Annotated in this window: 23 protein-coding genes and 1 pseudogene; 11 read left to right on the top strand and 13 right to left on the bottom strand. The window is 54.7% G+C overall.

What is annotated here, in order from left to right; all coding sequences use genetic code 11:
- Positions 1 to 854 (bottom strand): annotated as a pseudogene (locus JWF83_RS11455) (RHS repeat protein); the annotation flags it as partial.
- A 103-nt stretch (positions 855 to 957) separates the two neighbouring features.
- Positions 958 to 1,764 carry a C40 family peptidase gene (locus JWF83_RS11460; protein ID WP_413650345.1) on the bottom strand — a complete coding sequence of 269 codons (807 nt, stop codon included), beginning with the start codon at positions 1,762 to 1,764 and terminating at the stop codon, positions 958 to 960.
- 434 nt (positions 1,765 to 2,198) lie between these two features.
- Here JWF83_RS11460 and JWF83_RS11465 point away from each other — a divergent pair, with 434 nt between their 5' ends.
- On the top strand, positions 2,199 to 2,531 hold the full coding sequence (locus tag JWF83_RS11465) for a Grx4 family monothiol glutaredoxin (RefSeq protein ID WP_413650346.1): 333 nt from the start codon (positions 2,199 to 2,201) through the stop codon (positions 2,529 to 2,531).
- A gap of 235 nt (positions 2,532 to 2,766) precedes the next feature.
- On the opposite strand, the gene rnt is transcribed toward JWF83_RS11465, so the two are convergent.
- The 5 genes from rnt to eptA all read right to left on the bottom strand — a co-directional run bounded on the left by rnt (position 2,767) and on the right by eptA (position 7,526).
- Positions 2,767 to 3,438 (bottom strand): ribonuclease T, encoded by a 672-nt coding sequence (gene rnt, locus JWF83_RS11470; protein ID WP_413650347.1) that lies wholly within the window; start codon positions 3,436 to 3,438, stop codon positions 2,767 to 2,769.
- A 105-nt stretch (positions 3,439 to 3,543) separates the two neighbouring features.
- Entirely contained in the window at positions 3,544 to 3,951 is a 408-nt protein-coding gene (gene gloA, locus JWF83_RS11475) for a lactoylglutathione lyase (RefSeq protein ID WP_413650348.1), read from the bottom strand.
- 161 nt (positions 3,952 to 4,112) lie between these two features.
- The gene (locus tag JWF83_RS11480) at positions 4,113 to 5,210 is read right to left on the bottom strand and encodes an alkene reductase (RefSeq protein ID WP_413650349.1); all 1,098 of its coding nucleotides are present in this window, start codon (positions 5,208 to 5,210) and stop codon (positions 4,113 to 4,115) included.
- A gap of 44 nt (positions 5,211 to 5,254) precedes the next feature.
- Positions 5,255 to 5,851, bottom strand: a complete 597-nt coding sequence (locus JWF83_RS11485) for a TetR/AcrR family transcriptional regulator (RefSeq protein ID WP_413650350.1) — start codon at positions 5,849 to 5,851, stop codon at positions 5,255 to 5,257.
- 43 nt (positions 5,852 to 5,894) lie between these two features.
- Positions 5,895 to 7,526, bottom strand: coding sequence for a phosphoethanolamine transferase EptA (gene eptA / locus JWF83_RS11490; RefSeq protein ID WP_413650351.1), 1,632 nt, complete (start codon positions 7,524 to 7,526; stop codon positions 5,895 to 5,897).
- A 241-nt stretch (positions 7,527 to 7,767) separates the two neighbouring features.
- Here eptA and JWF83_RS11495 point away from each other — a divergent pair, with 241 nt between their 5' ends.
- From JWF83_RS11495 to slyA, 4 genes are all read left to right on the top strand, one after another.
- Complete coding sequence (locus tag JWF83_RS11495; RefSeq protein WP_413650352.1) at positions 7,768 to 8,007, top strand: DUF1289 domain-containing protein; 240 nt, start codon at positions 7,768 to 7,770, stop codon at positions 8,005 to 8,007.
- 98 nt (positions 8,008 to 8,105) lie between these two features.
- On the top strand, positions 8,106 to 9,002 hold the full coding sequence (locus JWF83_RS11500; protein ID WP_413650353.1) for an aldo/keto reductase: 897 nt from the start codon (positions 8,106 to 8,108) through the stop codon (positions 9,000 to 9,002).
- Between the two features lie 88 nt (positions 9,003 to 9,090).
- On the top strand, positions 9,091 to 9,612 hold the full coding sequence (gene sodC / locus JWF83_RS11505) for a superoxide dismutase [Cu-Zn] SodC (RefSeq protein WP_413650354.1): 522 nt from the start codon (positions 9,091 to 9,093) through the stop codon (positions 9,610 to 9,612).
- 216 nt (positions 9,613 to 9,828) lie between these two features.
- Positions 9,829 to 10,266 carry a transcriptional regulator SlyA gene (slyA, locus tag JWF83_RS11510; protein WP_413650355.1) on the top strand — a complete coding sequence of 146 codons (438 nt, stop codon included), beginning with the start codon at positions 9,829 to 9,831 and terminating at the stop codon, positions 10,264 to 10,266.
- Positions 10,267 to 10,314: 48 nt separating this feature from the next.
- On the opposite strand, the gene slyB is transcribed toward slyA, so the two are convergent.
- Positions 10,315 to 10,782 carry an outer membrane lipoprotein SlyB gene (gene slyB, locus JWF83_RS11515; RefSeq protein ID WP_413650356.1) on the bottom strand — a complete coding sequence of 156 codons (468 nt, stop codon included), beginning with the start codon at positions 10,780 to 10,782 and terminating at the stop codon, positions 10,315 to 10,317.
- A 288-nt stretch (positions 10,783 to 11,070) separates the two neighbouring features.
- On the opposite strand from slyB, the gene anmK reads away from it, so the two are divergent.
- The 5 genes from anmK to pdxY all read left to right on the top strand — a co-directional run bounded on the left by anmK (position 11,071) and on the right by pdxY (position 15,641).
- Positions 11,071 to 12,186: an anhydro-N-acetylmuramic acid kinase gene (gene anmK, locus JWF83_RS11520; protein ID WP_413650357.1), complete on the top strand. Its 1,116-nt coding sequence runs from the start codon at positions 11,071 to 11,073 to the stop codon at positions 12,184 to 12,186.
- Between the two features lie 21 nt (positions 12,187 to 12,207).
- Positions 12,208 to 12,528, top strand: a complete 321-nt coding sequence (locus JWF83_RS11525; RefSeq protein WP_413650358.1) for an MliC family protein — start codon at positions 12,208 to 12,210, stop codon at positions 12,526 to 12,528.
- A 68-nt stretch (positions 12,529 to 12,596) separates the two neighbouring features.
- A complete protein-coding gene (gene pdxH, locus JWF83_RS11530) occupies positions 12,597 to 13,253 on the top strand; it encodes a pyridoxamine 5'-phosphate oxidase (protein ID WP_413650359.1) in 657 nt (218 codons plus the stop codon).
- A gap of 163 nt (positions 13,254 to 13,416) precedes the next feature.
- Positions 13,417 to 14,691, top strand: coding sequence for a tyrosine--tRNA ligase (gene tyrS / locus JWF83_RS11535; protein ID WP_413650360.1), 1,275 nt, complete (start codon positions 13,417 to 13,419; stop codon positions 14,689 to 14,691).
- 89 nt (positions 14,692 to 14,780) lie between these two features.
- On the top strand, positions 14,781 to 15,641 hold the full coding sequence (gene pdxY / locus JWF83_RS11540) for a pyridoxal kinase PdxY (RefSeq protein ID WP_413650361.1): 861 nt from the start codon (positions 14,781 to 14,783) through the stop codon (positions 15,639 to 15,641).
- Positions 15,642 to 15,680: 39 nt separating this feature from the next.
- Here the strand turns inward: pdxY and map are convergent, their stop codons facing one another.
- The 3 genes from map to JWF83_RS11555 form a co-directional block, all read right to left on the bottom strand.
- Positions 15,681 to 16,466 (bottom strand): type I methionyl aminopeptidase, encoded by a 786-nt coding sequence (gene map / locus JWF83_RS11545; protein WP_413650362.1) that lies wholly within the window; start codon positions 16,464 to 16,466, stop codon positions 15,681 to 15,683.
- Positions 16,463 to 16,702: a ParD-like family protein gene (locus tag JWF83_RS11550; protein ID WP_413650363.1), complete on the bottom strand. Its 240-nt coding sequence runs from the start codon at positions 16,700 to 16,702 to the stop codon at positions 16,463 to 16,465. The genes map and JWF83_RS11550 overlap by 4 nt, the downstream gene beginning before the upstream one ends.
- 83 nt (positions 16,703 to 16,785) lie before the next feature.
- On the bottom strand, positions 16,786 to 17,997 hold the full coding sequence (locus JWF83_RS11555) for a serine hydrolase domain-containing protein (protein ID WP_413650364.1): 1,212 nt from the start codon (positions 17,995 to 17,997) through the stop codon (positions 16,786 to 16,788).
- 325 nt (positions 17,998 to 18,322) lie between these two features.
- Between JWF83_RS11555 and JWF83_RS11560 the strand changes: the two genes are divergently transcribed.
- The gene (locus tag JWF83_RS11560) at positions 18,323 to 18,955 is read left to right on the top strand and encodes a hypothetical protein (RefSeq protein WP_413650365.1); all 633 of its coding nucleotides are present in this window, start codon (positions 18,323 to 18,325) and stop codon (positions 18,953 to 18,955) included.
- Positions 18,956 to 18,993: 38 nt separating this feature from the next.
- Here the strand turns inward: JWF83_RS11560 and JWF83_RS11565 are convergent, their stop codons facing one another.
- Together JWF83_RS11565 and JWF83_RS11570 are read right to left on the bottom strand one after the other, a co-directional pair.
- Positions 18,994 to 20,724 carry a lysophospholipid acyltransferase family protein gene (locus tag JWF83_RS11565; RefSeq protein ID WP_413650366.1) on the bottom strand — a complete coding sequence of 577 codons (1,731 nt, stop codon included), beginning with the start codon at positions 20,722 to 20,724 and terminating at the stop codon, positions 18,994 to 18,996.
- Between the two features lie 230 nt (positions 20,725 to 20,954).
- Positions 20,955 to 21,872: a LysR family transcriptional regulator gene (locus JWF83_RS11570; protein WP_413650367.1), complete on the bottom strand. Its 918-nt coding sequence runs from the start codon at positions 21,870 to 21,872 to the stop codon at positions 20,955 to 20,957.
- Positions 21,873 to 21,952: the final 80 nt, after the last annotated feature.

Here is a 21,952-nt window from a genome sequence, read left to right on the forward strand (position 1 = left end):
TCCTCGCGCAGTTTTTGTCCGGCGGCGGACCAGCTGAGGTTTTTCACGATCACCTGTTCCGCTGCGCCCTGCAGCGTCAGCCAGCAGCCCTTCAGCTGCCCGGCGATATCGTATGCCCGGCGCTGGCTGTTGCCCATGGCGTCCGTGCTGCTGAGCACGCTGCCGCTGGCGTCTGCGCTGCTGCGGCTGGTGAACCGCTCAGTCTCCAGCAGATCCTGCCAGGCGGATTCATCACCCTGCCAGTCAGCTTCGCGCGTTTCCGCCAGCAGCTGGCGGCTGACGGCTGACGGCGTGCCGGTCAGGGCGATACTGTCGGTCCGGCTGAGTCCGGCGCTGTCATAATGGCGCACCGGCTGACCGGCCAGATTAAATGCCTTGTCCGCCGCGCTGTCAGCGGCCCAGACAAAGCGTTCGCTGATCCGTGCGGTCTGACCGGCGGGCTGTTCGGTGACCGTCAGCGGGCGGCCGGGCAGGGTATTCGCCTCATACAGCCAGCGGCGCGTGGTGCCGGTGGCGGAAATATCCAGATGCGGACGCCCGGCAATATCCCTCAGCGCAATGCGGGTGCCGGTATCGGCGCTGTCGGTGCGCAGAATGTCGCCGTGAAGTGCGGGCAGCCAGCGAAAGTTAGGGTTAAGCGTTCCGTCCGTCTGCTGCCGGCTATACAGGCGCGGGTCGATGCTGCTTAGCGGTTGTTCGCGGCTACTGTAGCGGTTGCGGGTAATCCGCTCATCGGTCACGGCGGCGGAGTCCGGGTGGCGGTGATAGTGGATAGCACGCACCGCTAGCCCGCGGTTATCGGTGACCGTGATCTGCGGCGTATTACGGTACAGGACATAATCGGCGCTGTTCATCGCTATACCTGTGACAAACCCAAGTGGTAAAAAAAACTATATGGCGGTTTGTTGCGCGATGCACATTACGCGGCGGAATTCTAATAATGGAAGGAAACGGGGATTAGCGGATGGTTTTTGGCGTCATCATACGGCGCGCACCGACATAGTGACGCTGCCAGTACTCTTCGCTTAATGCGCTGATCTGAATATCTTTGCCGGTGCGTGGTGACTGAATAAACTTACCTTCACCCAGATAGACCCCCACATGATCGGCAGCGCCGCGATTGTTAATGCGGAAGAACACCAGGTCGCCTTTTTCCAGCGATTCGCGCTTGATTTGCGCCGCGTCGCGCAGGTGGAACATTTCGTTAGCAGTACGCGGAACCTTGAATTTCACCAGATCTTTATAGGCATACCACACCAGTCCACTGCAGTCGAAACCGGTGCGCGGCGAAGTGCCGCCCCATGTATAAGGTTTGCCCAGCTGCCCCATCAGTTTGTTCATCGCGGTTTCACGCGCTTTCTGATAACGCACCCGGTGCTCTTTACTCATTTTTAGCGGGCCGCGCTCAGTACTGACGCTGGCGGTGGTGAGCTCTTCGCCTTCGCTCTCTTTTTTGCCCTTACGCTGATGACCATAGTGCTTCTTCAGGATTTTTTCACTGAGGGCCTTTTTCTTCGGGCTGAGCTGCGCCGTCTCGTCGTCGCTGGCGCCTTTCTTCTTCAGCTTGAATTTCTGTACTGCCGTCAGACGCGATTTTTTCGCGGGGGCTTTAACCTGGCGTTTCTTGCGGCGGTCATCATCACGGGCGCTCTTTTTTTCCACCTTGTGCTGATTTGCATTCATAGGGGCATGTGGCGATGCGTGCGCCATATTAAAAAATAACTGTGCAAAAGCCAGCATAAAGAGTGTGATAAGTAAACGCATTATCCGTTTCAGGTCAGGCTCTCATTCGCATTTGAGAGAACTACGCTAAACATCCCACCGTTGGCAGACGATCCAGGTCGCAGCAAAAGTGGGGCTCGTGGTTTCGAACCACCGCCCGTAAGCAGTGTCGGGGCAATTCTAATCTAACTTTTTCACAAAAGGTAAGGGCTTTTTCAATTAATCAGTTTATTAACGTGATTAGTGTTAGAAATGAACCAGATCAGTCGCTTATCTCGCCAATATTATTGCTAATTATTAATCTATTAATCAGGTGTAATGATAATAAAATGTTATTTTTTTCGGCGCATTTGGCATAATGAGCCCTGCGCGAGTTGCCCTGCACAAAATGTCGTTTTCAGTCGGCAGACAGAATCGTTACAATGAGCAGTCGCTACAATAAATAGACACGAAGTAACGAATTAAGGAAGGCAAAAATGAGTACTGTTGAGAAAATTCAGCGCCAGATCGCAGAAAACCCGATCCTGCTGTACATGAAAGGTTCACCGAAGCTGCCGAGCTGCGGCTTTTCTGCCCAGACCGTTCAGGCTCTTTCCGCTTGCGGCGAGCGTTTTGCATATGTTGATATTTTGCAAAATCCGGACATTCGTGCTGAACTGCCGAAATACGCCAACTGGCCAACTTTCCCGCAACTGTGGGTTGACGGCGAACTGATCGGTGGCTGTGATATCGTGATCGAAATGTACCAGCGTGGCGAACTGCAGTCACTGATCAAAGAGACCGCAGAGAAGTATAAAGAAGCAGAGTAATGGTTCAGGGCGGCATAAGAATGCCTGCCCCTGCTGTAGGGGAGCCATTTATGGCTCCCGTCCCGATGATGGCCGCAGTGCAAGCCATTGATACGGGCGGAATATCTGAACCCCTGCTGTAGGGGAGCCATCAATGGCTCCCGTCCCGATGGCGGCAGCAGTGCAAACCATTGATACGGGCGGAATAAATCCCGCCCCTACGGCAGAATACCTGGCTCCCTTTTTTATTGATCCCTTATGGCGCGCTATCTTGCTCAGCCGCATCCTCTGCCGCGGGCACCAGCGGCCAGCCACCCAGACGCTTCCAGCGATTGACCAGCTCGCAAAACAGATCGGCGGTTTGTTCGGTATCGTATAATGCCGAGTGCGCCTTCGTACTGTCAAAGGCGATACCGGCAGCTTTACAGGCTTTCGCCAGCACCGTCTGCCCGAGGACCAGGCCACTCAGTGCTGCGGTATCAAAGGTGACAAATGGGTGAAACGGATTACGCTTCAGACCAGTGCGCTCGGCGGCGGCGCTCATAAAATTGAGGTCAAAAGTGGCATTGTGCGCCACCATAATCGCCCGGTTGCAGCCCTGGTCCTTAATGCCTTTACGCACCATCTTAAAAATGGCGTGCAGCGCATCGTATTCATTAACGGCGCCGCGCAGCGGGTTATGCGGGTCGATACCATTAAATGCCAGCGCTTCCGGCTGGAGAATTGCCCCTTCAAACGGCTCGACATGGAAATGCAACGTTTCATCTTTTTGCAGCCAGCCGTTCTCATCCATTTTTAAGGTGACGGCGGCAATTTCCAGTAATGCGTCGGTTTTCGCATTGAAACCAGCGGTTTCAACATCGATGACTACCGGGTAAAAACCACGAAAACGGTCGCTCAGGGCATTCAATTCTTTCGATTCAGGCATCGGGATCTCGTTGACGGAAAATTGCAGCGCGTATTATGGCAAATTTCACAAAGGCTTGCAGCAGGGGAAGCGAGGAGAAGGGGGCCGGAATCGCCCCCGGCGGCATCAGTTGCCGAGGCCGTGACCGGCGTGTTTATTTTCGATCAGTTCAATTTTATAACCATCAGGGTCTTCCACAAAGGCAATAATGGTAGTGCCGCCTTTAACCGGACCGGCTTCACGCGTCACGTTACCGCCATCCTGACGGATGCGCGCACAGGTTGCTGCCACGTCATCAACACCCAGCGCGATATGGCCATAGCCGCTGCCAAGGTCGTAGCTGTCCACGCCCCAGTTGTAAGTCAGCTCAATCACCGCGCCTTCGCTCTCTTCGCTATAACCGACAAAGGCGAGAGTGTATTTATATTCCGTGTTTTCACTGGTGCGCAACAGACGCATACCCAGCACTTTGGTGTAGAAATCGATGGAGCGTTGCAGATCGCCGACGCGTAGCATGGTATGGAGTAAGCGCATAAAATCCTCTTCTCATTCTGTTCCAGGCTATGGTGTTGCTCATTCCGCCTGGTAAGTTTTGCCATCAATTGTACGATGACGCAAAAAATTCCTGCTAAGTATAGCGACGATTCGCGGCCGTGTTAACGTTTTGCCGCAGCAACAGCGCTGCGGCATCAGCATTACAGAGTGGGGTAATCGGTATAGCCTTCGGCGCTGCCGCCGTAGAAGGTTTCTGGTTTTGGCTCATTTAGCGGCGCTTTATTATGCAGACGCGCCACCAGATCCGGGTTAGCGATGTACACCCGACCAAAGGCCACCGCATCGATCAGACCTTTTTCGATCAGCTCTTCGCCTTTCTCTGCGGTGTAAGCGCCGGCGCCGACAATTACGCCCGGGTAAACCGCGCGGATCGCCTGGCGGAATGACTCCGCATAAGGTTTACCGCCTGCCCAGTCTGGTTCAGAAATATGCAGATAGGCCAGATTGCGTTTCGCCAGCTGCGCAATATAGTAAAGCGCGGCTTCTTCCTGATCGCTGCCATTATCAAGGCCATTAAACGGACCGATGGGTGAAATGCGGATACCAATACGGTCGGCGCTCCAGCCCGCGATTGCCGCGTCCACCACTTCCAGGGCAAAACGGGTGCGATTCTCAATGCTGCCGCCATACTCATCCGTACGCTGGTTGGACGCCGGAGAGAGGAACTGGTGGATCAGATAGCCGTGAGCGGAGTGCAACTCCAGCAGGTCAAAATCGGCGGCGTTGGCATTCGCTGCCGCCTGGCGGAAATCCTGCACAATCTGCGCGATCTCGGCGGTCTCCAGCGCGCGTGGCGTCGAGGTATCCTCGCGGGTGGCGCGCCCCTGCTCATCACGCAACGAGGTGCGGGTTCCGGCGGCGATGGCCGACGGCGCTACCGGCGCTTGCTGACCCGGTTGCAGGCTGGTGTGGGAGATACGGCCGGTGTGCCACAGCTGCACGGAACTGTGACCGTTATCAGCATGGATACCGGCATTAATCGCTTTCCAGGCGGCAATCTGTTCCGGTGTATGCAGCCCTGGCGCGCCGGCATAGCCTTTGGCCTGGAAAGAGATCTGAGTCGCTTCGGTGATAATTAAACCGGCGCTGGCGCGCTGGCGGTAGTATTCACCCATCAGCGGAGTAGGGATATCGCCCGGTTCAATGCTGCGCAGGCGCGTCAGCGGCGCCATAAAAATACGGTTTGGCACGGTAATCGCGCCTACTTTTAGCGGGGTAAATAATTTGGTGATTTTCATAAACGTTCCTGTATTAGACCGGTCGACTAGTAAGTGGTTTTTTTTTAACGGGCTGCTGGCAGCATACGCACAATTGCATCGTAAGCCCAGCTTAGTGGTGTGCTGTCACGGCGAATTTTGCATTGCAAGCTGGCGCCAAGCCATAACATATAACAGGTTTCAGCGCTGATCTGCGCGCTGTCAGGCAGCACAACCGCGCCTTTATCCACGGCGCTCTGCAGGGTATCGGCCAGTGCCGCGATAATCGCCTGCGACCCTCTTTCCAGCGCAAGGCGCATCGGTTCTGAAAGGTCACAGACTTCCGCCGAAAGCTTCACCGACAGACAGGCGGCAAATGCGCCGTCATGGCGAAAATTGTCGTAAGCCGCACGGTAATAATCGAGCATTCGCTCACGCGGATGCTGCGGATCGGCTTCAAGAAACGCCCGTACGTTACGGTGATAGCCGGCAAAATAACGCTCCAGCATCGCCACCCCAAAGGCTTCTTTTGAACGGAAGTAGTGATAAAAAGACCCTTTTGGCACTTCTGCTACCGACAGCAGCTCGCTCAGCCCCATGCCGGTAAAGCCACGTTGCAGAGAGAGCTGCTCACCGGTGGCGAGCAGATGTTCACAGGTATCGTATCGGGTCGTTTTGTTCATCGCCACAGGGTAATAGACCAATCGGTCTAATGCAACCCACAGATCAGGACTGGCACACTTTTAGTATATCGAGCGCCGGCTGATATTCACTGGTTTGCACATTCATCATGCCAAGCAGCGTATGGAAGATATTATCCTGCGATACCGCATCGCTCGTTGCATGCTGCTGTAAACACTGCTGATTAATCCCGAAGCTTTTGGCGTAATCCGGCGACATCCATAACAGGAACGGAATATGAGTCTGCTGGCTCGGGGCAAAAACATACGGCGTGCCGTGCAGATACATCCCATGCTCGCCCAGCGATTCGCCGTGATCGGAGAGATAGATCAGCGCCACATTAAACTTGTCGCTATAGGATTTCAGCAAATTAATCGTTTGATCGAGCATCGCGTCGGTATACAGCAGGCTGTTGTCATAGGTGTTAATCAACGCCTGATGATCGCAATCCTGAATCTGATTACTGTCGCAGGTAGGGGTAAATTTCCGCATTTCCGCCGGGTAGCGCAGGTAGTAAGCCGGACCGTGGCTGCCCATTTGATGCAGCACAATTACCGAGTCATCTTTTACGCTATCGATATAGTTGTTCAGACGATGCAGCAGCGCATCGTCGAGGCAGTAACCGTCTCGGCACAACGCGGGCAGGGTCCATTTGGTCATATCAGTATGGGGCACGCGGTCGCAGGCGCCTTTACAGCCGCCATCATTCTCACGCCACAGCACATTGACGCCGGCATGCGCCAGCACATCCAGTACGCCTTCCTGATGATGCGCCAGGTTGGCGTCATAATTGGCGCGCGGCATATTGGAGAACATGCAGGGGACGGAGATGGCCGTTTCGGTACCGCAGGAACTGGCATTCGGATAGTAAATCACCTGCTGTTGTTTCAGCTTTGGATTGGTTTCGCGCGGATAGCCGCCGAGAGAAAAGTTCTCGGCGCGCGCGGTTTCACCCAGCACAAACACCACCAGGGTTTTTTTCTTACTGGCGGTGATTAAGGGGCCTTTTTTGGCATCCTGACCAATATGCACCAGCGACTGATCACCGTCAAACCAGCGGTCGTGAATATAGTGTCCGCTGCCACTGATGATATTGGCCGGCGTGATCATTTTCACCAGCCCTTTATTATTACGGATGGTTGAGGCGTACTCTTTATAAAACAGCGCTGCGACCAGTAAGATAATCAGTATGGCGGTAATGCAGCTTAGCGCGCGCAGCGCCAGCGCAAACCACCAGGGGCGTTGCTGCTTAATCTGCACCATACACACCAGCAATGCCGGAATAAAACCCATCAGCACCATCCACAGCACGTAGCGAATACTGAGCAACGCCGCCGCTTCCTGCGCATCGGTTTCAAACACATTCTGCACCATATTGGTGTCGATAATGGTGCCAAAACTGAACATAAAATAGTTTGCCGCGGCGCTGGTCAGAATCAGTATCACCAGCAGGGGTTTACGGATCCACGGTAATGCCAGCAGTTTAAAAATCAGCGTAAAAGCACAGAACAACACGATCGGCAGCGTGGCGGCAAACGCATAGTCATGCCAGGAAAGAAAAGGGATGGTTTCCCAGACACGAACAATAAACAGGCCGTTCAGGACCAGGGTAAAAAACAGCGCCGCTGTCAGGTTGAAGGTGAATTCCGTACAGCGTAATTTTTTCAGCAGTTTCATAAGATTCGATAAAGTAAGTTCCTTTAATGCCAGCATAACGGTGAAACCTTAGCTAAACCTTAACCCGAATTGAACACAATACGCCCACGCCAGACCAGCTAAATTATTCAGTAACCAATGCTAAATTGCGTTTATATCCGGCTGGTCGCTGCCGGCGGCATGTCACTTTTCGCGCCGGGCGACTTGCGGATTGGCGCTAAGCGATCTTCAATAGAGTCAGGGTGGTTAATCAGGAGTGCCGGTGGCTGAACAGCTTGAGTTTTTCCCGGTTCCCAGTCCGTGCCGGAGCATATGCCAGTCTGATGAGCGCGGCTATTGCCGCGGCTGCATGCGCAGCCGTGATGAGCGCTTTAACTGGATGAAATTCAGTGATGCACAAAAACGCGAGGTGCTGCGTTTGTGCCGTCAGCGTTTTCTGCGTCTGCAGCGCGCCGCAAAAAGCGATCTGCCCGACGAACCGGAGCAGCCGTCGCTGTTTTAGTCTCCCCATTTCGCGCCGGCAGTTATACCGCCAGCCTGCCGGGTATATACTGATGCGCAAATTCAGTTAATGGCCGTCAGGTCCACAGGGAGAACCGCATGCTACAACGTCTGCAAATTGCACCACAGGGGCCGGAATTTTCACGCCTGGTTATGGGCTACTGGCGCCTGATGGAGTGGGGGATGAGCCCTCAGCAGCGTGTGACTTTTATTGAACAGCATCTCGAATCAGGCATCACCACTACCGATCACGCCGATATCTACGGTGGTTACCAGTGTGAAGCGGCCTTCGGCGAAGCGCTGCGCCTGCAACCGTCACTGCGCCAGCGGCTGGAGCTGGTGACCAAATGTGGTATCGCCACTACCGCCAATCCCGGGCATGCCATCGGGCATTACATTACCGAAAGCCGCCATATCCTGCACAGCGCGGAAAACTCCCTGCGTTATTTCCATACCGATTATCTTGATCTGCTGCTGATCCATCGTCCCGATCCGCTGATGGATGCCGATGAGATTGCCGAAGCGTTTCTCGCGCTGCATCAGAGCGGCAAAGTGAAACATTTTGGTGTCTCAAACTTTACTCCGGCGCAATTCTCACTGTTGCAATCGCGCCTGCCGTTTACCCTGGCGACCAATCAGCTGGAGATTTCGCCGCTGCATCAGCCAGCCATTCTGGATGGCTCGCTGGATCAATGCCAGCAGTTGCGGATCAGACCAATGGCATGGTCCTGCCTTGGCGGCGGCCAGTTATTTACTGCGGCGCAATATCAGCCGTTGCGCGATGAACTGACGGCAGTGATGGCGGAGACCGGCGCCGATAATATTGAGCAAGTGGTCTGGGCCTGGGTAATGCGTCTGCCGTCACAACCGCTGCCGATTATTGGTTCGGGAAAAATTGCGCGGGTGCGCAGCGCGCTACGCGCTACGCAAATCGTGCTGACGCGTCAGCAGTGGTTCCGCATCCGCAAAGCGGCGCTGGGCTACGACGTGCCGTAAAGAGCCACAAATCGTCACCTTTTGTTGTCTGTTATGTGAAAAAGCGTCCAGGCTTAGGGGGTCTGGTCAACAACGCAAAGGAGTCACAATGAAAGGTTACGCTCTGGCAGCCCTGGCGCTGCTGGCTGGCGGTTTTGCGCAGGCCGCCAGCGAACAGGTCGAATTACATGAAGTCACAAAACAGGGGGGCGGCCAGTCCATCGGGCAGGTGACGATCAGCGAAACTGCTTACGGGCTGGAATTTACCCCCGATCTCCATACACTGCCGCCCGGCGTGCATGGTTTTCATGTGCATGCTCAGGGCAGCTGCGAACCGGCCACCAGCGACGGAAAAACCGTCGCTGCGGGCGCCGCGGGCGGACATCTTGATCCCGCCAACAGCGGTAAACATCTCGGACCTTATCAGCAAGGGCATTTAGGCGATTTACCGGCGCTGTTTGTTACCGCTGACGGCAAAGCCACTTATCCGCTGCTGGCGCCGCGGATTAAAAAACTGTCGGAAATCTCAGGTAAAGCGCTGATGGTTCATGTTGGCGGCGACAATAGCGCTGACCATCCCAAACCGCTTGGCGGCGGCGGTGACCGCTTTGCCTGCGGCGTGATCAAATAAGCAGACGGGCGCTGGCAACCTGTCAGCGCCCGCCTGCCCGCACCATCTCCCAGCGCAGTTATCACGGCGATGCGCCAGTCAGGGGAGGCGAGATCGGCCAAAATTTAAGACTCTTTCTGGTGAGTGTTAGCTCAGAGTTTGTATTTTATCCCGTAAACTCGCAGAATAGTCTAGAATCAGGCTTGATAGCTAGCAAGCTAATTATAAGGAGATGAAATGGATACGCCACTAGGAACGGACCTGGCACGATTGGTGCGCATATGGCGCGCTTTGATTGATCAACGGCTTAAACCGTTGGAGCTGACGCAAACCCATTGGGTCACACTGCATAATATTCATCAATTGCCGCCGGAGCAGTCGCAAATTCAGCTGGCCAAAGCAATTGGTATCGAACAACCCTCGCTGGTCAGAACACTGGATCAGCTGGAAGAGAAAGGGCTGATCACCCGGTGTACCTGCGCCAACGATCGTCGTGCCAAACGGATTAAACTGACGAAAGAAGCGGAGCCGATTATCAGCGAAGTGGAGCATGTGATTGATGCTACACGCGATGATATTCTTTCCGGCATCTCGATGCAGGAGATCAATCAACTGGTTACGCTGATTGCGCGGCTGGAGAAGAATATTCTCGAACTTCACCATAAAGCGGAATAAGCGGAAAATAAAAAACCGGCGTATCAGACGCCGGTTTTTTGCTGCCGATTAACGTGGGGAAACAGTAACCTGGCTGCCGTTTGAGGCCAGCACGACGCGTTGCCCGACGGCGTAACGACTGGCGGCTTGTTTTTGCACCACCATAATAGTGTTGCCATCATCTTTACGGATTTCAAGTTCAACACCGTCGGTTTTATTCATCGCACCCTGCACGCCCTGGCCTGCTACGCCACCCAGCACTGCGCCACCTGCGGTCGCCAGACTGCGTCCGCTACCACCACCAATGGTGTTACCGAGGAAACCGCCGAGTACTGCACCGCCAATCGCGCCAATGACGTTGTTTTCATCACCGCCCTGGATCTTCACCGGGCGTACGGAGACCAGCGTCCCGTAAGTCACATTTTGAACCTGTTTGGCTTCAGACGCGCTATATACGTCACCGGAGAGGGTATCCGTATTAGTACATCCAGCCAGCGTCATCCCGGCTAATGCCACGATAAATAAACGCTTGATCATTGTGAAGCTCCTTAATTACTCATTTTCTGCGCAAAAACGGCAGCCATTGATAACCATAGTATATGGCACAAGTCTGGCCTGATGCGGATTTTAGTCGAAAAAGGCGACGCGCGCAGCATACAGCAGGGGGAATAAACAAAAAATCAATGACTGACGGTCAGATGCAGAATTAGCTGAAAAAGCGTTACTTGCTTCAAAAAACGACAATTAATCATAGAATTACCGCGTTAATTTTGCCAGGCTTGAGCAAATGTCCTGCCATTGTGGCGCGAAAGTAAGGCGATGAAGATGAAATCAGGACGCTATATTGGCGTGATGTCCGGCACCAGCCTCGACGGTGTTGATGTAGTGCTGGCGGCCATTGACCAGCATATGGTCGCCTGGCAGGCCAGCTATACGCACCCGATCCCTGCCGATCTGCGCCAGCAAATTTTAGCCATTTGCCAGGGGCAAAGCCTGACTCTGTCGCAACTGGGTCAGCTGGATACCCGTCTTGGGCGCCTGTTTGCCGAAGCAGTGCTGACCCTGATGCAACAGCAGGGGCTGGAAGCATCCGATGTGGCGGCGATTGGTTGCCACGGCCAGACCGTCTGGCATGAACCGCTGGGCGAAGCGCCGAACACCTTACAGATTGGTGATAATAACCAGATTGTCGCCGCGACCGGCGTGACGGTGGTCGGTGATTTCCGCCGCCGCGATATGGCGCTTGGCGGCCAGGGCGCGCCGCTGGTGCCTGCCTTTCATCAGGCGCTGCTTATGGATGCCAGCGAGCGGCGCATGGTGCTGAATATTGGCGGTATTGCCAATCTGTCGCTGCTGATCCCTGGCATGCCGGTGCGCGGTTACGATACCGGCCCTGGCAATATGCTGCTGGACGCATGGATCTGGCGTCAGCGCGGCAAAGGATATGACAAGGATGGGGAATGGGGCAGCAGCGGTAAAGTGGTGCTGCCGCTGTTGCAGTCGATGCTCGCCGACCCGTGGTTTGCCCGCCCGGCGCCGAAGAGCACCGGACGGGAATATTTTAATCTGAGCTGGGTTGAGCAGCAGTTGCAGGCTTTCCCGGCGCTGGCGCCGCAGGACGTGCAGGCGACGCTGGTGGAGCTCACCGCCACAACGATTAGCGAGCAGGTGTTGCTTAGCGGCGGCTGCGACCGGCTGATGGTATGCGGCGGCGGTAGCCGCAATCCGCTGTTAATGGCGCGTATCGCCGCGCAGCTGGCCGGAACCGAAGTGATGACCACCGATAAACTGGGCATCAGTGGCGACGATATGGAAGGGCTGGCGTTTGCCTGGCTGGCGTATCGCACCCTGTCCGGTTTACCAGGAAATTTGCCGTCGGTCACCGGCGCCAGCCATGCCACGGTGCTGGGGGCGATCTATCCCGCCAACCGTAGCGCATAACCCCGAGATAAGGAGTGATGGATGAAGAAGCAGCTTATGGTGGCTACCGCGCTACTGACCCTGTCGGGATGCGGCCTGTTGTCGCACTCGCCACAGGAGCAGAGCAAAACGCTGCATTACCTCTGTGGCACGCTGCCGCTGACGGTCAGACTCAATAACAGCCTGCAACAGGTTAATCTGATTATGGATGGCACGCCGTTAACGCTGAAACAGCAGCCGTCAGCTTCCGGAACCCGCTACAGCGACGGCAACTATGTGTTCTGGTCAAAAGGCGATGGCGCCTTTATCGAGCGCAATGACAAAATTATCGTCAACGATTGTCAGCTGCAGCCGGCCAGTTAACTCGTTGAAGTTCATCAGGGTGAAGTGCACAATGGCTTCACCTTTTTTTTATCTCCAGAAGCCTTTTTATGACCGATAGCGATAACCTGCAGCAGATTGCCCATCTGCGTCGCGAATATACCCGTGGCGGCTTACGTCGTAAGGATCTGCCGGAACAGCCGCTGGATCTGTTTGAAAGCTGGCTGCGTCAGGCCTGCGAGGCGCAGCTTCCCGATCCTACCGCCATGAGCGTGGCGACCGTCGATCAGTACGGTCAGCCTTATCAGCGCATCGTATTGCTGAAGCATTACGATCAACAGGGGATGGTGTTCTATACCAATCTTGGCAGCCGTAAAGCCCATCAGCTGGAAAATAATCCGCGTATCAGCCTGCTGTTCCCCTGGCATATGCTGGAGCGTCAGGTGATGGTACTGGGCAGCGTGGAGAAACTGACGCCGCTGGAGGTGCTGAAATATTTCCACAGCCGTCCGCGCGACAGCCAGATTGGCGCCTGGGTATCGAAACAGTCGAGCCGTATTTCGGCCCGTGGCGTGCTGGAGAGCAAATTCCTCGAACTGAAGCAGAAGTTTCAGCAGGGCGAAATCCCGTTGCCAAGTTTCTGGGGCGGATTTCGCATCAAAATCGATTCGATGGAGTTCTGGCAGGGGGGCGAACACCGCCTGCATGACCGCTTCTTCTATCAGCGCGACGGCGAAGGCTGGAAAGTCGACCGTCTGGCGCCCTGATCTGCCGCCGTTTATCGGCCCGTCGCCAGGGCAAATTATTTTAAGCATAGCGCTGGCACTGAGTGCATCAGCGCTTTATTCTATAGCGCATATTTTTCCTTCCGCGTAACAGCGGAAAGCTGTGTACCAGCCCAGGTGCAGTCGTTTCTACATGGAGTCTTTGATGGCCAGCAGTAACCTGATTAAACAATTGCAAGAGCGGGGCCTTGTCGCCCAGGTAACGGATGAGGACGCGTTAGCAGCACGACTGGCGCAAGGGCCAATCGCACTCTATTGCGGCTTCGATCCGACCGCCGATAGCTTGCATTTGGGGCATCTGGTGCCGTTGCTCTGCCTGAAACGCTTTCAGGACGCCGGACATAAGCCGGTTGCGCTGGTAGGTGGCGCGACCGGGTTGATTGGCGACCCAAGCTTCAAAGCAGCTGAACGTAAACTGAATACCACTGATACGGTTAATGAATGGGTTGAAAAGATCCGTCAGCAGGTTGCACCGTTCCTCGATTTTAACTGTGGTGACAATAGCGCGATTGCCGCCAATAACTACGACTGGTTTGGCGGCATGAGCGTGCTGACTTTCCTGCGTGATATTGGTAAACATTTCTCTGTTAATCAGATGATTAACAAGGAAGCGGTAAAACAGCGTCTGAACCGTGACGACCAGGGGATCTCCTTTACCGAGTTCTCATACAATCTGCTGCAGGGTTATGACTTTGCCTGCCTGAATGAGCGTTACAATGTGGTGCTGCAGATTGGCGGTTCCGATCAGTGGGGCAACATTACCTCCGGTATCGATTTAACCCGTCGTCTGCATCAGAATCAGGTGTTTGGCCTGACGGTGCCATTAATCACCAAAGCCGATGGCACAAAATTCGGTAAAACCGAAGGCGGCGCGGTGTGGCTTGATGCTAAAAAGACCAGCCCGTACAAGTTCTACCAGTTCTGGATTAACACCGCCGATGCGGATGTCTATCGCTTCCTGAAGTTCTTCACCTTTATGAGCATTGAAGAGATCAATGCACTGGAAGAAGAAGATAAAAACAGCGGTAAAGCGCCACGCGCGCAGTATGTGCTGGCGGAGCTGGTGACGCGTCTGGTGCATGGTGAAGAAGGGCTGGCGGCGGCAAAACGTATCACGCAGAGCCTGTTCTCCGGCGCGATGAATGAGATGACCGAAGCGGATTTCGAGCAGCTGGCGCAGGATGGTATGCCAACCATTACGCTGTCTGCGGAAGACGATCTGCAGCAGGCGCTGGTCAATGCGGAACTGGTTCCTTCCCGCGGTCAGGCACGTACCATGATTGCTTCCAATGCGGTGACCATCAACGGTGAAAAACAGGCCGATGCTGAATATCGTTTCAGCGACAGCGACAAACTTTTTGCCCGCTTTACCCTGTTGCGCCGTGGCAAAAAACACTACTGCCTGGTGTGCTGGCACTAAGATACTACCCTCCTCAGGGGCGAGGTCAGCCTCGCCCTGAAGCCGGTCACTCCGGCATTTTAACTGGCAAGGCTGTGCAGGTTCTGATAATGAAAAATATCCTTTCTATCCAGTCGCATGTGGTTTTTGGCCATGCAGGCAACAGCGCGTCCGAATTTCCGATGCGGCGCATGGGCGCAAACGTTTGGCCACTGAATACCGTTCAGTTCTCTAACCATACGCAGTACGGCCACTGGACCGGCTCGGTGATGCCGGCTGCCCATCTGACCGATATTGTAAAAGGTATCGCTGAGATTGATCGTCTGAAAACCTGCGATGCGGTGCTGAGTGGTTATCTTGGTTCCGCTGAGCAGGGCGAGCATATTCTGCAGATTGTCAGCCAGGTAAAAGCGGCAAATCCAAAAGCCTGGTATTTTTGCGATCCGGTGATGGGTCATCCGGAAAAAGGGTGCATTGTGGCGCCGGGAGTCGCGGAATATCACTGCAAATATGCGCTGCCCGCCAGCGATATTATCGCCCCTAACCTGCTGGAGCTGGAAATGCTTAGCGGTAAAAGCGTCGCCAGTGTCGATGAGGCCGTTGCTGCGGCTCGCGAGCTGATTGCGCTGGGGCCAAAGGTGGTGCTGGTGAAACATCTGGCGCGTGCCGGTTATCGCAGTGACCGCTTTGAAATGCTGCTGGTCACCGCCGGTGAGGCGTTCCATATCAGTCGTCCGCTGGTGGATTTCGGCGTCCGTCAGCCGGTGGGCGTTGGCGATTTAACCAGTGGCCTGCTGCTGGTCGATTTGCTGCACGATATGCCGCTGCAACAGGCGCTGGAACATGTCACGGCGGCGGTATATGAAGTGATGATTAAAACCCATGAAATGGGCGAATATGAGTTACAGCTGGTGGCCGCGCAGGACGGTATTGCCAAACCTGAGCACCATTTTGCCGCAGTAAAACTGTAACCGCGCCAGTCGGTGAGCCACCGCGCGGTGGCTCATCACTCAGAGCGCCGGGTAGTCTGCGGTTCCCTCAGGCCACGGAGTCAGTAAATCGTAACCTGACTCGGTTACGGCGACGGTGTGTTCCCACTGGGCGGAGAGCGAACGGTCTTTGGTCACCACGGTCCAGCCATCAGACAGCACGCTGGTGGCGGCTTTACCGACATTAATCATCGGTTCGATGGTAAAAATCATGCCCTTCTGCAGCACCAAACCCTGGCCGGGCAGGCCGTAATGCAGCACCTGCGGTTCGGTATGGTATATCTGACCCACGCCGTGACCACAATACTCCCGCACCACCGAAAAACCGGCCCCCTCAGCAACCTGCTGAATCGCCGCGCCGACGTCACCGAGAGTGGCGCCCGGGCGCACCGTCTTAATGCCGGCCACCATCGACTGGTAAGTGATATCCACCAGACGCCGGGCGCGAACCGCAGGCTCGCCGACAAAATACATGCGGCTGGTATCGCCGTACCAGCCGTCTTTAATGATCGCCACGTCAATATTAACGATATCGCCGTCTTTGAGTTTTTTATCCGACGGAATACCGTGGCAGACCACATGATTTACTGAGGTGCAGACCGTGTGCTGATAGCCGTGATAGCCAATATTGGCCGGGATCACTTTCAGTTCATTCACCAGATAATCATGGCAGATGCGGTCGATTTCCGCGGTGCTGATGCCGGCGCGCACCCAGGGGGTGATCATCGCCAGCACGCTGGCTGCCGCATGGCCAGCCGCGCGGGCCAGTTCCGTCTCTTCAGCTGAGTGCAGTTTTACCGCTGTCATTGCGCTACCTTATCTTGATTAAACCGGTTAATGATGGTGGTGATATCCGCGCCGCCCTGTAGCTCTATCTGCACCAGCGCGTGGGCCAGCTGGTGATGTGTCAGCTCAGGACAAAGCTCAGCCAGCATGCCGATTTTAAGCCAGTGCTCAGCCTGTGAATTTATCGAACGGCTTAAGGCGTTGCTGGCGATGCGCAGATTCTCATGCATCAGGTCGGAGATTTTAACGATGCCCATAGAATGCCTATACGAAACATATATGTTTCGTATAATGCCATAAAAATAAAGCGGAGAAAATAGCGCGCTAAGTATTGCCGCTGTTACTGCTGACCGGCAGCGGAGGATGGGCAGGTTTCTGCTTCAGCCAGCCTGACCAGTATCCGGTGGCCCAGCACATTATCCCAGTTGAAACTGTTCTGTAGCACTACAATGGCGTTTTTGTGCTGCACATCCATACCGATATAGCTGGAATAACCACCGATAAAACCTGACTGGTAGATAATGGTTTGCCCGCTGACGTGGTTACTCAGCCATGCGAGGGCAGATGAGTCGTGATCCGCCTGCTGAAAACGCACGCGGGTGGCATCGGCAAACGCCCGATCCAGACGAGCATCGGCGCTGCCATACAGATGGGCATCCAGATAGGTCAGCAGATCGCTGGCGCTGGACCACAGCGCAGCGGCACCCACCATATAGCCGGAAAAACGCCAGTCTGGCACCGGTTGGCCGCGGCGCACAAACTTTGGCTGGTCACCGGCATGACCATGGGCACGCAACAGATAACCGGGCAGTTTTTCCGGCTGATAGCCGGTATGTTGTAGCCGTAGCGGCGCGATAATCTGCTGGCTGGCAATCTGCTGTGGGGTTTGCCCGGTATGCTGGCTAATCACATAGTCAAGGATCGCATAACCAAGATTGGAATAGACCACGGCCTGCTGTTCTGGTCTGACAAAATCATGCAGATAATCCAGAAACTCGCCATTATCGAGATCGTCATAAAATGGCGCGCCGCTAAACAGATAGCGCGTCAGTTTGCTGAACATATGCAGGGTGGTCATCTGGCGCGGCAGCCCGGCCGTGTGGGTGGCAAGCTGGAGCAGGGTAATTTGCTGCGCATCCGGACTCAGCCGCCGGCGTTCGGCCGGCAATAATTTACCCAGCGTGTCGTCCCAGCGCAGCTGACCATCAGCCACCACCAGCGCCACGCTTTCAGCGGTAAATCCTTTGGTCACCGAACCAATCGCAAACAGCGTATCACCGCTTAGTGGGGTCCGGCGCTCCCGATCGGTAAAGCCGTAGCTGTAAATATGGCGCTGGCGATCGGCGGTTAATACCGCGACCACCAGCCCGGGCGTGCGCTGTTCATTTAGCAGCGCCAGCGCCAGCGCATCAATCTGCTGCTTCAGGGGGACATGGCAGCTGGCCAGCAAACTGGCCTGGCGCGAAGTATCGACGCTGTTACTGGAGAGCGAGGCGCAGCCGCTGGCCAGCAGAAACAGTGCGAGGATTGGGAGTCTGGCTTCAGGTATCATTTCAGGATTTATACCGGTAATTTCCACCGCCGCGCGATAGTTAACGTGATAGCGAAAATTTCAGCCGATCACCTGTGGCTGATTTCCCTTAATACCGACAAATAGCCGCCGTCGGAAATAAAATATCTGTAAAAATAATACTTTAACAGCGAACGCATTTTATACGGCGTTGCTGCAGGGAGCAAGGACAGGATGGCGTTTTTATATAAATAATCTGACGAAAGAGAATAGGTATTAAGTCAAATTTTAACGTATTATCGCAGCGATTAGCGGCGTGGTCGTTATTGCCAGGATAAATTGATTATATAAATAAGGATATTTATACATGGAACGTGCAGGACCTGTTTTTGGCGGCTCATCATCAGCGTATGAAAACCGCTATCCACCTAATATCAAAGATAAAGATGATGTGGTTATTAATGATGACAGCCGGATCAATCGTGAACTCTCTTCAGTTGAGTCACTGAGCGGCAGGTTGGTAATGACCACCAATGATCCGCGTAAACCATGGATTGTGCGTAATTATATTAAAGCAGAGCAGAGTATTTATCTAACCAATGTATTCCTTGATCCCCATGCAAAAATAAAATCCAGGCGTGGCAGTGTCTATCTCAATCGCTCAATGGTAGGGGCGGAAGTGAAAGCCTTTGGCCGTATCAGTTTTATCCGCGTTACCGTCCGCCAGCCGGGGGTCAAAGTAAACTCTTTCGCCGAGGATGTAAGAGGTAGCGTGACCTTTGTCGCCAAAGAGACCCTTCCTGGCGCCGACCTGCTGGTTGAGCATAGCGAAAGTCGCCGCCTGCCTGCTTATAGCGAAGTGGCGACCAGCAGCAGCACCGCTGCTGCGGTTACCGGTCAGTATGGGCCGCCACCGCCGTATACAGAAAGTGAAGACCCTGACGGGAGGGCGAGGGCTGAGGGAACCGTCGCCGTCATCAGCAATGAATCTGAATCCTGATATTGCCGTCGGCTGGCCGGCCCATGCGGTCAATTCCCTCAGGCGGCGGAGGTTTCACCGTTGGCCGTGGCAAGATGCACGGCAATATAACGCTGATAGCGCGTGGTTTTTAACTGGGTTAAATCCACCAGCACCAGTCCGTCAATACAGTGATTAAAATCCGGATCGCTGCCAAAATCGATAAACTGTACGCCGCCCGGCTCGCACAGCTCAGAATACTGTTTATACAGCGGAGGGATTGCGGTACCGAGATTATTTAGCAGGCGTTTTAAGCGTTTCAGATCTTCCGGGTAGTTGTCGCCGGTAAACTGCGCCAGCACCGCTGGCAGCGAGGCCGGATAGGGGCGGCGCGACCTCGCCAGCGGCAGGCCGGGAGCAAAGTAGAGGCGGTAAAAGGCGACCAGCAGATCGCGCGCGGCCAGCGGCAGACCGCCAGAGATTGATACCGGACCAAACAGATAGCGGTACTGCGGGTATTTTGCCAGGTACGCCCCAATCCCCATCCATAAATAGTCGAGGCCGCGTTTGCCCCAGTAAGCGGGCTGAATAAAACTGCGCCCTAACTCAATACCCTGCATCAGCACCGCATTCATCTGATTATCATAATGAAACAGGCTCTGGCTGTAGATACCATTGACCCCTTTACGCGCCAGCTGTTCGGCGGTGGGCAGAAAACGGTAGGCGCCGACAATCTCCAGCGCTTCCGCGTCCCAGAGGATCAGATGATAATAATCATCATCGTAATCATCAAGATCGCGGCGTTTGCCGCTGCCTTCGCCAACCGCGCGAAAAGCAATCTCACGCAGCCGCCCCAGCTCGCGCAGAATCGGCACATAGTCTTCGCCGTTACGGCGCCAGAGATAGATAAGTTTGCCGTCGGGCAGTTTCCCCAGCACTTCACACTGCGCCAGCGCCCGTTTCAGCACCGCGCGATCTTCTGCGCGGGCAATTGCCGGTTCGGTCTGAAACAGCGCCGATTTTTCCTGCCCGATACGATACAGATGGCGGCGAAAGCGCGCCGCCAGCTCTTTAGCCGGTGTGCGGCCATCGTGCCAGCTGGCGTAAGGAATGCGTGCGCCAATCTTCAGCTTTAACCGGGCGCCGCGATGTTGGAACATTTCGCGTACCAGCAGCAGCATTGACAGCGGCTGATATACCATTGAGGTCAGATAAAACAGGCTGCTGTTGCGACCGCTGACATGAACCGGCACCACCGGGGCGCGAAAGCGTGCGGCAAGTCGCAGAAAGCCGTGGCTCCATTTACCATCTTTCACTCCCTTACTGCCGAAGCGCGACACTTCGCCCGCCGGGAAAAAGATCAGTACCCCCTGGTTCTCCAGTTGATCCTGCATCAGCGCCACCTGCTGACGGCTGGTGCGGTTACCCATATTATCGACCGGCACCATCAGGCTGCGCAGCGACGTCAGGCAGTTAAGTAATCGGTTAGTGACGATCTTTACATCGCGACGCACCTGCGATACCGCATGCAGCAATGCCAGTCCATCCAGTGTGCCCAGCGGATGGTTGGCGACAATCACCACCGGGCCCTGGCTGGGGATCTGTTCGAGGTCGCGCTCGCTGAGCTCACAGCTGATATCCATATACTCCAGTACCTGCTCCACCATATCCAGTCCCTTCAGATGACGGTGCTGCTGGTTAAACTGCTGAAACTCCTTTTCGCGCAATAGCCGTCGCAGAATGCTTTTTTGCCAGCCAGGGGTATTGCGCTGAGGATAAAGGTCGTCCAGTACAGTTTCGATAGTAAACACAGTCTTCTCTCCGCGGTTTTATCGCGACACTAAAGAGCTGGCATGACGTTTTGATTACCTGCGGATGACAATATCAGGAACCGGCGTGGGGGAAGGGAAGGACGGCAAATTTTGCGCGCGGCGGCAGTGAGCAAGAGTATTAATAATATTGATTATTAATTATATATAAACAATACATTTACAAAAATAATGCTGCCGCGCCGGCCACAGAAAACCGCCATGCCTATTGATCATCTGGCGGGCTCTTCACCTACCTCGCGCTGCAGCCGCTCCTGCAGATCGCTGGCAAAGCGCCGGACGCGCGGCGAAAGATGGTTTTCAGCTTTCAACAGCATCCATGCCCGATAGGTATCCATCCGCCAGCCGGGTAGCAGGCGGATTAACTTACCGCTGGTTAACGACTCCTGCGTCATATAATCCGGCAGATAGGCGATACCGCTACCCGCCAGCGCCGAACTCATCAGCGCCACGCTATTATTGGCGCGAAAGCGACTGCGCACTTCAATATCCAGTTTATGCTTATCTTTACGAAACGGCAGCGAAATGGTGTGGGCCGGGCCGCGGAACAGAATATAGTCATAACGCGGCAGATCCTCCGGTTTTTCAATCGCCGGATACTGGCGCATATATTCCGCAGTGGCATACAGTCCCCAGGTAATATCCATCAGGGGTTTTACCAGTGGATGATCGGGTGCGTCGCGGCCAATAACGATGGCAATATCATAGGGGTCTTCCGCCATATTCACTGGCCGGTCGGTTAAATCCAGATCGACATTGACGTGAATATTACTGGCAATAAAGTTATTCAGCACCGGCACAATACACTGGCAGCCAAAGGTCACCGGCGCCACCAGTTGCAGGTTGCCGATCGGCTCTTCGTGGAAGTTGCGGATAAAACGCTCGGCGCTTTTTACCTCATTAAGAATGCGATGGCAGTACTGGTAATAACTCTGTCCCAGCTCTGTCACTTCAATGCTGCGCGTGGTGCGTTTCAGCAACTGCGCCCCGAGGCGAATCTCCAGCTGGGCGATTTCGCGACTGACAGACGATTTTGACAGCTGTAATGAGCGTGCCGCTTCGGTAAAACTGAGGGTTTCCACCACCCGGGCAAATGCCACCATTGAGGCCAGATTTTCAATGTTGTTCATTCGATATCCTGAGGGGCAGCAGAAAACAGGGCGCTAATTTAGCATATAAATGCAAAAAGGTCCGGGTTCTGTATTCACAG

It is taken from the genome of Pantoea sp. B65 (assembly GCF_047308185.1).
GTDB lineage: Bacteria > Pseudomonadota > Gammaproteobacteria > Enterobacterales > Enterobacteriaceae > Erwinia.